This is a genomic window from Desulfobulbaceae bacterium, assembly GCA_015231515.1.
Classification (GTDB): Bacteria; Desulfobacterota; Desulfobulbia; order Desulfobulbales; family VMSU01; genus JADGBM01.
In genome coordinates this window covers 1-11,901 of the sequence record JADGBM010000092.1, presented here as the reverse complement: position 1 = coordinate 11,901, position 11,901 = coordinate 1, and the positions used below count along the sequence as shown (strand labels likewise).

Annotated in this window: 11 protein-coding genes; 5 read left to right on the top strand and 6 right to left on the bottom strand. The window is 43.9% G+C overall.

Annotated elements, in window-relative coordinates; translation table 11 throughout:
* The first annotated feature begins 343 nt into the window (after nt 1-343).
* The gene (locus HQK80_12545; GenBank protein MBF0223032.1) at nt 344-709 is read left to right on the top strand and encodes an isoamylase early set domain-containing protein; all 366 of its coding nucleotides are present in this window, start codon (nt 344-346) and stop codon (nt 707-709) included.
* 165 nt (nt 710-874) lie between these two features.
* On the opposite strand, the gene HQK80_12540 is transcribed toward HQK80_12545, so the two are convergent.
* The gene (locus HQK80_12540) at nt 875-2,785 is read right to left on the bottom strand and encodes a pyruvate carboxylase (protein MBF0223031.1); all 1,911 of its coding nucleotides are present in this window, start codon (nt 2,783-2,785) and stop codon (nt 875-877) included.
* A gap of 145 nt (nt 2,786-2,930) precedes the next feature.
* Nucleotides 2,931-4,373: an acetyl-CoA carboxylase biotin carboxylase subunit gene (locus tag HQK80_12535; GenBank protein MBF0223030.1), complete on the bottom strand. Its 1,443-nt coding sequence runs from the start codon at nt 4,371-4,373 to the stop codon at nt 2,931-2,933.
* A gap of 418 nt (nt 4,374-4,791) precedes the next feature.
* Between HQK80_12535 and dsrA the strand changes: the two genes are divergently transcribed.
* The 3 genes from dsrA (at nt 4,792) to HQK80_12520 (ending at nt 7,628) form a co-directional block, all read left to right on the top strand.
* Nucleotides 4,792-6,072, top strand: coding sequence for a dissimilatory-type sulfite reductase subunit alpha (dsrA, locus tag HQK80_12530; protein MBF0223029.1), 1,281 nt, complete (start codon nt 4,792-4,794; stop codon nt 6,070-6,072).
* 61 nt (nt 6,073-6,133) lie between these two features.
* Nucleotides 6,134-7,264, top strand: coding sequence for a dissimilatory-type sulfite reductase subunit beta (gene dsrB / locus HQK80_12525; protein ID MBF0223028.1), 1,131 nt, complete (start codon nt 6,134-6,136; stop codon nt 7,262-7,264).
* A gap of 127 nt (nt 7,265-7,391) precedes the next feature.
* A complete protein-coding gene (locus HQK80_12520) occupies nt 7,392-7,628 on the top strand; it encodes a dissimilatory sulfite reductase D family protein (GenBank protein ID MBF0223027.1) in 237 nt (78 codons plus the stop codon).
* A gap of 93 nt (nt 7,629-7,721) precedes the next feature.
* Here HQK80_12520 and HQK80_12515 read toward each other — a convergent pair whose 3' ends face one another.
* From HQK80_12515 to HQK80_12500, 4 genes are all read right to left on the bottom strand, one after another.
* Nucleotides 7,722-8,285 carry a tetratricopeptide repeat protein gene (locus HQK80_12515; GenBank protein MBF0223026.1) on the bottom strand — a complete coding sequence of 188 codons (564 nt, stop codon included), beginning with the start codon at nt 8,283-8,285 and terminating at the stop codon, nt 7,722-7,724.
* Between the two features lies 1 nt (nt 8,286).
* Nucleotides 8,287-9,402 carry a HEAT repeat domain-containing protein gene (locus tag HQK80_12510; GenBank protein MBF0223025.1) on the bottom strand — a complete coding sequence of 372 codons (1,116 nt, stop codon included), beginning with the start codon at nt 9,400-9,402 and terminating at the stop codon, nt 8,287-8,289.
* A gap of 4 nt (nt 9,403-9,406) precedes the next feature.
* Complete coding sequence (locus HQK80_12505; GenBank protein MBF0223024.1) at nt 9,407-10,036, bottom strand: tetratricopeptide repeat protein; 630 nt, start codon at nt 10,034-10,036, stop codon at nt 9,407-9,409.
* Nucleotides 10,037-10,171: 135 nt separating this feature from the next.
* On the bottom strand, nt 10,172-10,324 hold the full coding sequence (locus HQK80_12500) for a hypothetical protein (GenBank protein MBF0223023.1): 153 nt from the start codon (nt 10,322-10,324) through the stop codon (nt 10,172-10,174).
* An 11-nt stretch (nt 10,325-10,335) separates the two neighbouring features.
* Here HQK80_12500 and HQK80_12495 point away from each other — a divergent pair, with 11 nt between their 5' ends.
* On the top strand, nt 10,336-11,751 hold the full coding sequence (locus tag HQK80_12495; protein ID MBF0223022.1) for a cobyrinate a,c-diamide synthase: 1,416 nt from the start codon (nt 10,336-10,338) through the stop codon (nt 11,749-11,751).
* Nucleotides 11,752-11,901: the final 150 nt, after the last annotated feature.

The following is an 11,901-nucleotide window of genomic DNA, read 5'->3' as shown; positions in this document are numbered from 1 at the left end:
TAAGGGGGCAGGTCGAAAGCGCCGGTAAAAGCCGGCAGAGAGTAAGGGGTGAAAGTCCCCTGCATGGTAAAGGGTAGCGACCAGCTATGGCCTCCGAGTCATGCGTTGGCTACCCGTAAGGGAGCGGTATTGGTCAAAATATAAATTTGAAAAAGGATTTATAAAATAGTATACAAATCATAGGCCTTGAGACAGACTTAAAAGACAATTAAGCCATTGTCAGAAAATAACCTGGCCGTTTTAGTGAGCCAGATGGCATAAGGAGCCGTAAGGTAGAATATTTATGAACTTTTGTTGGTATCGCGTTGTTGATTTTTCAAATAAGCCCAGGAGGAAATCTTAAATGGCAACTAAACCAAAACCTAAAACCACGAAGCCCCCGGTGGCAAAGCAAAAAAAACAAGTTGCTCCCAAAAAAGTCGCAAAGAAACCAGCTAAAAAGAGCCTACCATCTACTGAATTCTCACTTTTTGCACCTGATGCCAGCGAGGTGTTTCTGATCGGAGATCTTACCAATTGGAACACCACAGAATTCAAAATGAGAAAATTTAAGGACGGTAACTGGAAAAAAATGGTGACCCTGAAACCTGGGCGCTATGAGTATCTTTTTCTGGTGGATGGCGAGTGGTGGACTGACCCGGAGAACCCTGACAGCACCGGCAACCCCTTTGGTTCCAAAAACTCTGTTATAACTATTGGCGATTTGTAAAGACAGCCCATAATACGACAAAACGCCACAAGTACAATCTCCTTGTGGCGTTTTTTAGTGCCTTACAGAGTATTTTCTTTTTTTTTACAAGAAAATACTCTGCGAAAGGCACTTATCCCGTTCATCGGGGTTAGTATATTACTACAGCTAAAATGTATCGAAGAGCTACTCAGCCAGCCTGACCTTTATTAACTTATCACCTGGTTTCATTGCCTTACCAAGCTCTGCACTGATAGTTTCAACCGTTCCGGCCACACCGCTGATTACCGGCGTTTGCATCTTCATAGCTTCAACAACCGCCAAAGTGTCACCAACAGCAACTTTCTGCCCTACCTCTACCTGTATATCACAGACATTGGCATTAAATGGCGCTCTGAAATCACCAGCGCTGGCCAACTCTTCAATCTCTTCTTTGCCAAGCGCAACGGCCTTTGCAACTCCTCCAGCTGCAACTTCTTCGGGGAAATTATATACGCGCTGATGATGATCAACATTGAGATAGACATTCCACTCACCCTCTGCTTTATCCAGCTGCTTTGGGCCAACTTCAATAACATGCTTTTTGCCGTAATGGTCATTAAACTCGATCGTTTCGCCGACGCCATAACCACCTCTACGCAAGAAAACACTGGGCGGTAATGTATATGTATAGCCGAACTCTTCTTCAAACTTGAAAAAATCAACCGCATCATTTGGATGCTGCAGGTAGGTAACCAACTGTTGCTCAGTCGGTTTTTTGCCAATGCGCTTGGCCAGTGCAGCCCTCTCTTTTTCAATATCCATATCCTCGATATCGTCAAGGCCCCCCTCTTTTTCAAGAATAGCTTTCCAGTCCGGCCCGAACACCTTCTCGTAAATCCAATCAGCAGGGGAATAAAACGGAAACGGCCCGTACTTGCCCAAGAGTAGATTTTTCAGGTCTCCCGAGGGATTGCCATAACGATCGCCGCCCAACACATTACTAACGGCAGTTGTCCACAAGATCTGTGAACCTGGGGTTACACTCCAGTAATTACCGAGATCAATCTGCACCTGCGGCAACTCATTGTGAAGAATTTCCGGCATTTTATCAAGAAATTCACCTTTAACCGCCTGCTCAAAACTTGATCCCATTGCTCCGCCCGGCAGTTTATGAATCTGCACAGTAGGAAGAAACCCTTTAAATTGTGACTCGAAATATTCGTAATGGGCCCGCTCATTGCGCAACACTTCCGACGTTTCGATAACCGCTTTTGAATCAACACCAACCGCCTCAATACCATAATCCTTTAAGGTGTCAATAACTGTAAGGATTGGTGGCGGGCCATAATAACCACAGAAGGCGTGATCAGCTGCGTCCACGATTTTTGCACCATTTAACACAGCCGCTGTGATCCTGCCGACATCATTACCATCGGTATTATGGCCATGATAATGTATGGCAATGTCAGGATAACGCTGCATAATTGCGTTCACCAGATCCCCAATCCGTTTAGGTGTTCCAAGCCCACCATGATTTTTGATACACAGAACAATATCCTCGCCCGTGACATCAAGAATTTCCTGCACTTTTTTTACATAGAAATCGTCGGTATGCTCGGGACCTGTTGAGAAACAGATACATGGCTCAAGAATACGTCCAGCAGCCTGGACCTCTTCAAAAACAGCCTGCATATTCGGGATATGATTCATAAAGTCAAATACACGCCAGACATCGACATACTTGGCAAACTCACGAACAACCAGCCGAATCACGTTTTGAGGATAGGGCCTGTACCCGAACAGATTTATGCCTCTGCACAAAGTCTGGAACATGGTATTAGGCATTTTCTCGCGGAGAAGTTCAAGCTTTAAAAAAGGATCAACCTGCTTTCTTAAAATGTCGACATGAACAGAGGCGCCACCAGTAATTTCAAGTGAAAAATAATTCGCTTTCTCTCTTGCCTCGGCAGCCAGGAGATCGGTGTGAAGTAAAATTCGATTTTTGAAATCCGACTGGGACAGATCTCGGGCAGTGTTGGTGATAAAATAGCCATCCCCCCCCCTTAAGATTGAAAGAACTTCTTTGATATTCATACCTTGAACAATACGTTCCATGGTAACTCCTTTACAAAAAATTTATATAACACCCTTTTACACTACATAGGGATTAACAACTAAGAACTAACCCCGATAAACGGGATAAGTGCCTTTCGCAGATTATTTTCTTGCAAAAAAAAGCAAGAAAATAATCTGTAAGGCACTAAACAGCATACGGGTTTTCTTGTTTATGATGAATCTCAGCTATTAGTTTCGCTATCCTGTTCACCTCGGACTTCATATCCTCGTACTTAAAAAGATGCTCGTGAGTCTCGATGTACGAAGTATCAAAGGAGCCATTCCTGAAGTCCGGATCCTGAACAACGTTAAGGTAAAACGGTATTGTTGTTTTTACGCCGGCAATTACATAATTCGACAAACAGCGCTTTAAACGGTCTACCGTTTCATTCCATGAGTAACCATGCACAGTCAGCTTAACAAGGAGAGAGTCATACACCTCAGGTATGGTGTATCCCTGATAGGCAAAACCATCCAACCGGACACCATAGCCACCTGGAGAACGGTATACGTTCACCGTTTTGCCCCCCTCAGGCATAAAATTGTTCTGCGGGTCTTCTGCGTTGATACGTACTTCAATGGCGTGTCCCCGCATAACAACATCGTTCTGAGAAAAAGCCAGTTTCTTGCCCAGAGCCAGTTTAATCTGGGTTCGAACAATGTCAATACCAGTAATCATCTCGGTAACCGTATGTTCAACCTGAATTCGGGTATTGATCTCCATGAAATAAAATTTCATGTCTTTATCGATCAGAAACTCAACAGTCCCGGCATTGGTGTAGTTAGCAGCCTTAGCTGCACGTACCGCAGTGTCACAGATGGTATCAAGTAAGACCTTGTCCTTTATTAGAGAAGGGGCTATCTCAACCAGCTTCTGGTTACGACGCTGGATAGAACAGTCTCGAGTTCCGAGATGAACCGTTGTTCCAAATGAATCAGCCAGGATTTGCACTTCAACATGTTTGGGAGTCAGCACTACTTTCTCAAGATAAACACGACCATCATTAAATGCAGCCTTAGCCTCTGCACGAGCCAGCGGGATTGATTCAATCAGCTCTCGCTCATTCTCAATACGTCTGATACCACGGCCACCACCACCAGAGGTTGCCTTAAGCATGATCGGGTATCCATATGTTTTACCAAAGGCAACAGCCTCAGCAACTCCGTCAGCACCATCCTTCAGATTATCGGTACCTGGAACCATGGGGATACCAGCATCAGCCATAATCTTACGGGCAACAACCTTGTTACCAAGATTTTCAATTACCTCACTATTCGGGCCGATAAAGGTAATACCCGATTCTTCACAGGCTTTAGCAAACCCGGGGTTTTCAGCAAGAAAACCGTATCCTGGATGAATAGCCGTTGATCCAGATTTTTTAGCAGCAGCAATAATGGTGTCAATACTGAGGTAATCACACCTTGGCCCATTTCCGATCCAGATAGCCTCATCGGCAGTCCGAATATGAATCGCTTCTTTATCAGGAGTTTCGTATATGGCAACAGCTGTATGTCCGAGCTCCTGAATGGCCCTGATTATTCTCAATGCAATTTCACCGCGATTAGCGACTAAAATTTTCATTTTCACTAGAACACCTCTTCCATCTCAACACAGCGCACGTTGTGATATCAACAATGCGCTGTGTCACATAATTTAATGTTAAAAAAAACACCCGTCCAATAGGTATTGATACCCAAAACAACGCTATGACAAAGATTTAAACAACCGAAAAAATATCATAGATACAATTTTAACGCAAGACAGGAGAAATAATATCATACAAAAAGGGAGAAAATAGCGCTGATTTGAAAACTTTTTTTTTAGAATAAAAATTCATTCTCATTTTTTATTGACAAAGCACAACCAGCTGGATAGATTGCTTTTTCTGAATAACTATTCATTTTATAGTTAATTTATTTAATCCGTCTTATTAATAGCACAACCAGCTAATAACATTACGGAAATTAGTTTTTTTCAATTTAGATCCTATAGGAGGAAACGGAAAATGCCAAAGCATGATACGCCGATGCTGGACCAGCTCGAAAGTGGACCATGGCCAAGTTTTGTAACTGACATCAAACGTCAGGCCGAAAAAAAACCAGAATGTTGGGACATTTTGGGCCAATTGGAACTGTCTTACAAAGACAGAGTAACACACTGGAAACACGGAGGTATCGTTGGTGTTTTTGGTTATGGTGGAGGTATTGTTGGACGTTACTCAGACGTTCCTAAACAATTCCCGGGAGTTGCACATTTCCATACAGTACGACTTGCGCAGCCATCAGGTAAGTACTACTCAACGAAACATCTGAGAGCCATCATGGATTTGTGGGAAAAATACGGATCAGGCATGACAAACATGCATGGTTCAACAGGTGACTTGGTTCTTCTTGGAACCACCACACCTAACCTTGAGCCATTGTTCTATGATCTGACTCATGACATCGGACAGGATCTCGGTGGTTCTGGTTCAAACCTACGAACACCTGCCTGTTGTTTAGGTAAATCACGTTGTGAATGGGCATGTTATGACACCCAGGCAACCTGCAACGGTTTGACCCAGCATTATCAGGACGAGATTCATCGTCCAGCCTTCCCTTACAAGTTCAAATTCAAATTCTCCGGATGTCCAAACGATTGTGTTGCTGCTATTGCCCGATCCGACTTTGCTTTGATTGGTACATGGAAAGATGATATTCGCATTAACCAGGCTGAAGTTCAAGCATACATCAACGGCACCACACCTCCAAACGGCGGAGCACACGCTGGCAGAGACTGGGGTAAATTCAGCATTAAAAAAGAAGTAATTGATCTTTGCCCAACTGAATGTATGTGGATGGAAGGCGACGAGTTGAAGATAGACAACAGCAACTGCAATCGCTGTATGCATTGCTTGAACGTAATGCCTAAAGCGTTGCGTCCTGGCACACAGCAGGGTGCGTCAGTGCTTGTTGGAGCAAAAGCCCCGATTCTTGATGGCGCCCAGTTTGCTACCTTGATCATTCCTTTTATCGATGTTAATCCTGACAACGACTTTGAAGAAGTTATCGAAGTTATTGAGAGCATTTGGGACTGGTGGATGGAAGTTGGTAAAAACCGTGAGCGTGTTGGTGAAACAATGCAGCGAATTGGTCTTCCAACATTCTTAAGCGTTATGAATATAGACGCCATTCCACAGCATGTTAAAGAGCCACGTTCAAACCCATACGTATTCTGGAAAGAAGAAGAGGTTGAAGGTGGTTTTGAACGTGATGTTGTTGAATTCAGAAAACGTCACGCTCAATAATCGATTAAACTATTCATAAATTAAGCATTAACGATATTTCAGAACTTAAGGAGGTAATATTATGGGTTACGATCCAGAAAATCCGATGGTAGATAGAATCACAGATCTTGGACCCCCACATTATGAGGGGATGTTTCCACCAGTAATTAAAGAAAATTTTGGTAAATGGCTTTATCATGAGATTATTCAACCAGGCGTACTTGTACATGTAAGTGAGACTGGTGCTGAGTGCTACACAGTACGTGTTGCATCTGCTCGATTGATCAGTATTGAACTCATTCGTGAAATGTGTGACATTGCTGACACTCATTGTGAAGGAAGTTTACGTTTCACAACACGAAACAATGTTGAGTTCATGGTTGACTCTAAAGCTAAAGTTCAGCCACTTCTTGATGACCTTGCCAGCAGAGGCGGAAAATTTCCAATCGGCGGCACAGGCGCATCTATATCAAACCCAGTACATACTCAGGGTTGGGTTCATTGTCACACTCCTGCAACAGATGCTTCGGGTGTTGTTAAAGCAGTTATGGATGAGTTGTTTGACTACTTCACATCCATGAAACTGCCAGCTCAGTTGCGTGTTGCACTTGCTTGCTGCTTGAACATGTGCGGAGCCGTTCATGCATCAGACATCGCTATACTTGGTGTACATCGTAAACCACCAATGGTTGATCATGATGCAATTTCTGGCCTTTGCGAATTGCCATTAGCTATTTCAGCCTGTCCTCTTGGCGCTGTTAAGCCGATGAAAGCAACCAACAGCAAAGGTGAAGAAGTCAAATCTGTAACTGTAAATGCTGACCGCTGTATGTTCTGTGGTAACTGTTACACAATGTGCCCTGCGATGCCACTTGCTGATCCTGATGGTGACGGTATTGCTATTCTAGTCGGTGGTAAAATTTCCAACGCCAGAACAGTTCCAGCATTCTCAAAATTGGTAATCCCTTTCTTGCCAAACACACCACCACGTTGGCCTGAAACAGTAGACGCCATTAAGCAGATTGTTGAAGCGTATGCAAAAGGTGCTCGTAAATATGAGCGTGTTGCAGACTGGTGTGCACGAATTGGTTGGGAGAAATTCTTTGAAGTAACTGGTATTCCTTTTACCAATAAGAGTGTTGATGATTATCGACTCGCTTACGATACCTGGAGAACAACTACTCAATTTAAATTTACCAGCCATATCAAGTAATAGCTGACGATATTTAAACAACAAGGCGCTTGTATTATCCTTTACAAGCGCCTTGCTTGTTGTTACCTATTACACTGTAGTACCTCAATGATACTATCTACAAACATAAACAGATAGGAGAACGAAAATGGCATTAAGTGATGACGAATTGAAAGCTGCAATCCTTTTGAAAGCAGAAAAAGCTCCAAAACCAGCTCTTTACATCAAAGATTTTTATGCTTGCGACCCTGATGCTAAACCGCGCGCAATCAAAAACGTAGCAAACAACTTAGTAAAAGAAGGCAAATTAGAATTCTTTTCAAGTGGCAGTACAACAATGTACGTCCTTAAGGGTCGTATGTCTAAAGCGACCTCAGAAGCTTAAGACAATTTATTTGTTTTTTGCTTTAAAAAGGCATAAAAAAAAGCAGAGAAATATCTCTGCTTTTTTTTATGCCTTTTTTTTATACTTCCACCATCAGATCGAAATTTCCTCAGCCAACTTCATATACTTTTCATAATCTCGATGATGCTTATACCCTTTGTGAATTGAAGCCATAGTTTTATAGCAGTCGGCAGCTTTGGCGTTCTCATTAATTTTAAGGTAGATACCGGCAAGGATCTCAAGGGCATCTACAGCCCCTTGTGGACTACGCAGAGCAGTATGCTCATCAATCACTTCCAGATAACGTTTAATCGCCTCATCATAATCGCCACTCTGACAATACAAATTCGCTTTTTTCTGTTCTAGAGAAAACATACTGAAACGATCCTTGCTTTTGCTGCATATCTCATAGGCACGATCAAAATGCTCATGGGCTTTCTGATATTCCTGCCTCTGAAGACAAATATCTCCTAGATTATCATAGATATTAGCAATACCATTTTCATTGCCATCCTGCTGATAACCTATCAAGGCATTGTGAAAGGCATTTGCAGCCTGTCCCAAATCGTTTTCCTTCAAAAACTCCTTGCCCTTTTCATAATCCAGCTGAGCTTGACTTTTTCCTGATTCATCCTTTTCTTCTTTCTTTTCTGCCATTTTAATCCTCGTTACTTATTTGAGCGATTGCCTGTTTGGCAACTTCTGCAATTGTCAATTGAGTTGGTTTACCGTCATGATAATAAATAAACTGGTTTTCATCTTCAAGCAGTCCTTCAAGTTTCGATTTAACTTCTACGGCCTTAATACGGCCAAAAAGTAATGCGGCATGACCTCGAGTGTATGGATCCCGATGCCCGATCATATCAAAAAGACTGTAAAATGGGGTAGCACGAACTATGTCTGGTCTTTTCTGGGCAATTTCAGCAAGTGCCCAGATTGCCTGAACCCTGGTTGTGGCTATACTTCTGTACATCAACAGGTGCCGGGCAAAGGCGCCAAAGATATCTGCCCTTTCGGCAATTATTGAGCCAATGGCTTCAAGCAGTCCCCAATGCGTTGCCGCCGAATCGGAACAGGCCTCAAAAAGCCTATGCAAAAGGTCACTGACAGCCCCAGGCTTTCTTGTCGAAAATCGAGCACACACTTTGCCCAGCGAATCGGCATACATCCATCGTTTATCAGTATCAGGATCATAAAGAAGACGCTGCATATAACGCAGGGTTTTAGGATCATCGAAGACAAGATCCACCAACCCATCCACATCTTGCTGATCGGCCAGATTCTTAACCTGTATTTTAGTTGCTCGAACCTTTTGTCGTTTTGGGTCCCGCAGGGGCTCCATCGCAGGGATAAAGAGACTCGTGGTGCTTCCTTTGCCCTTTCCTGTAATCTTAGTGGTCAGTTCAGCGATATCTCTGTTAAGTCGGACAAAAAACAAGACACCCCGCACCGAACGTCCATCAATATTACCCTTATCAACAACCTGATGGGTCTGCTCGTCATAGTTTTCAACACGCCCGGTCATGTAATCTTCTTCAGGATCAAGATCCCAGGCAAGTTCAGGGTTGTCCCCAACAGCAGCAAGGAGGCACTCAACCATGGCAGCACCGATATTGTGACCTGTCTGATCACAGACATATATCGCACCGCACTGACAACTGCCAAGGGTGAACTCCTCCAGTTTACGCTGCTCTGGCTCTTCGGGGCGCGCCACATCCTGACCACAAAATGGGCACCAGGGCCTAACGTTTATATCTCCGGATTTTCGTGCCATAATATTAGAGTTCAGCCTCCACGGCTTGTTTAAAGCGCGGATCAACTTGATAGCCAGCCTCTATAGCAATATCCATCTCTTTCTTGGCGGCCTTAAAATCTTGTTTATAGTAATGGGCAACAGCGAGATTATTCCTTGCCATCGCAAAATCTGGGTCAATTTTCACGGCCTTTTGAGCAGCAACCAGAGCCGCATCAAAATCTTCTGCCATAATATGTACCGAGGCAAGGTTTACCCAGGTGTAGGCAACATTTGGGTCAATTGCAGCTGACTTGGTATACGAATCAATTGCTTCTTGAATTTCACCTTTCTGCTGATGAATAAGACCGATATTGGCGTGGGCCTCCGGCGATTTGACCAAGAAAGTCAGCGCCTTTTTATTGATATCCATTGCCTTATCAAGATCACCAAGTTCAAAATGAATCGAGCCCAAATTCACATACGAGTCAGCAGAATGTTCGTCAAGCTCAATGGCTTTCTCAAGCGACCGAATAGCATCTTGATGTCTTCCAGCCTTTCTATAAACTAGCCCTAGATGATGGTGCGCTATAAAATTATCAGGATATTCCTTACATTTTTTCTCCAACTCCTCGATAACTTCCTGGATATTTTCTTTGGTTGCTTTATCTGCCATAGTTTGAGTCCTTTATGTTCATTTATAAGTGGTAACGACTTTGTTAATACAACTTCAGGAGAGACAGTCATGTAAAAAGGGGATTCACCAGCGGTACCATGAAGATACATTTTCTCATAGGTAATCATCGATCAGTTATTTAGCAAGGCTGCTGTCTTCTGTTACACGACTTTTTGCAATTTTTTCTTCGTTGTTCTCGCTTGCAGATTGTCTGATAATTTGGTTGATTGCATGTAACGTATTCAGCACGACACCTGAGAGCCCAACGGTAATTAAAAAAAATTCCATTACTATTTGCCATGCCTAACGATACACATTCCACATCCACAACAAAGGGCTTTCTTATTGCCGGTCTTTCGGGAGGCTCCGGGAAAAGTGTTATCACTGTTGGGATAACAGCTGCTCTTACCAGCTTAGGCACAACAATAGCCCCCTTTAAAAAGGGGCCTGATTATATTGATGCCGGCTGGCTGCATTTAGCGGCAAACTCCCCCTGCTACAATCTCGATCCCTATTTAATGGGTCCTGAGTTAATCTATCAATCCTGCTCCGAGCATTCTACCGGGAAAGAATTAATTGTTATCGAGGGCAATCGTGGCCTTTTTGATGGCGTCAACATCTCCGGTTCGTACAGTTCTGCCGAACTGGCCGCCATACTTCATCTCCCCGTCATCCTGGTTCTTGACTGTACCAAGATGACCAGAACCGCAGCAGCACTTCTATTAGGCTGTGTTGCCATGGGCACGGACATTACGATCAAGGGAGTTGTATTAAACAGGATAGGCTCGGCCAGACATGAAAAAATAATACGTCAGGCCATAGAACACTACACAGACATAGCTGTTGTAGGTGCCATGCCTCGCCTCACCTACGATATTTTTCCCCAGCGCCATATCGGCATAACACCTTGTCAGGAGTATGATGGCAGTAGAGACGCCTTAGATGACCTCACCGCTTTAATAAAAGAACATATTAACCTAACGGCTCTTGTTGAGATGGCAGAGCCTTTTGTGCCGTCATCCACCCCTGCCGGTATTTACCAGCAATGCCATAACGATGATGGCACTATCGTGACAATTGGTGTTTTAAAAGACGCCGCATTTCAATTTTACTACCCCGAAAACCTCACTGCTTTAGAACGCTGCGGAGCCACTCTTGTTGAAATTAATGCCTTAACAGACAATGCACTGCCGGAGATTGACGGCCTCTACATTGGCGGTGGCTTCCCCGAAACCAATGTGCACGGCCTGTCGTCAAACAAGGCCTTCAAAAAATCCCTCAAAGAAAAAATCAGCCGAGGACTTCCTGTTTATGCTGAGTGCGGCGGCTTGATATACCTTGGCGATAGTATTGAGGTCAATGGTGAGGCCTACCCACTAACCGGAGTCTTCCCAGCCTCTTTTGCCATGCAGAAAAAGCCGCAGGCCCACGGCTACACAATTCTGACAGCCACGGCGCATAATCCCATTTATCCAATTGGCACCCGGATAACCGGCCATGAGTTCCGTTACAGTAAAGTCACCAACTGGCCTCAGGAGTCACCCGAACTCGCCCTGACCATGGAACGTGGCACTGGTTTTGCCGAAGGAAAAGATGGCCTTGTCTATAAAAATGTTCTCGCTCTCTATACGCACATCCATGCCTTAAGCACTCCGGAGTGGGCGCCCGCCTTTGTTGCCAAAATCAGACAGGTAAAGCTCTCACGCGACTCTTAAAACCACTCAAAAGATGGTTATTTCACCCAAGTCTGGGCCCCATCACAAAATAGTATCTACCGAAAAAAATCTCTACTATGCAGGGCAACCCCCCGCTTTATCGCACGACCGCTGGCATGACACAAGTATAATTATTAAATGGCATGCATC

Coding starts and splice junctions, on each gene's coding strand:
- HQK80_12545 (MBF0223032.1), top strand. CDS start 344: ATGGCAACTAAACCAAAACCTAAAACCACGAAGCCCCCGGTGGCAAAG.
- HQK80_12540 (MBF0223031.1), bottom strand. CDS start 2,785: ATGGAACGTATTGTTCAAGGTATGAATATCAAAGAAGTTCTTTCAATC.
- dsrA (MBF0223029.1), top strand. CDS start 4,792: ATGCCAAAGCATGATACGCCGATGCTGGACCAGCTCGAAAGTGGACCA.
- dsrB (MBF0223028.1), top strand. CDS start 6,134: ATGGGTTACGATCCAGAAAATCCGATGGTAGATAGAATCACAGATCTT.
- HQK80_12520 (MBF0223027.1), top strand. CDS start 7,392: ATGGCATTAAGTGATGACGAATTGAAAGCTGCAATCCTTTTGAAAGCA.
- HQK80_12515 (MBF0223026.1), bottom strand. CDS start 8,285: ATGGCAGAAAAGAAAGAAGAAAAGGATGAATCAGGAAAAAGTCAAGCT.
- HQK80_12510 (MBF0223025.1), bottom strand. CDS start 9,402: ATGGCACGAAAATCCGGAGATATAAACGTTAGGCCCTGGTGCCCATTT.
- HQK80_12505 (MBF0223024.1), bottom strand. CDS start 10,036: ATGGCAGATAAAGCAACCAAAGAAAATATCCAGGAAGTTATCGAGGAG.
- HQK80_12500 (MBF0223023.1), bottom strand. CDS start 10,324: ATGGAATTTTTTTTAATTACCGTTGGGCTCTCAGGTGTCGTGCTGAAT.
- HQK80_12495 (MBF0223022.1), top strand. CDS start 10,336: ATGCCTAACGATACACATTCCACATCCACAACAAAGGGCTTTCTTATT.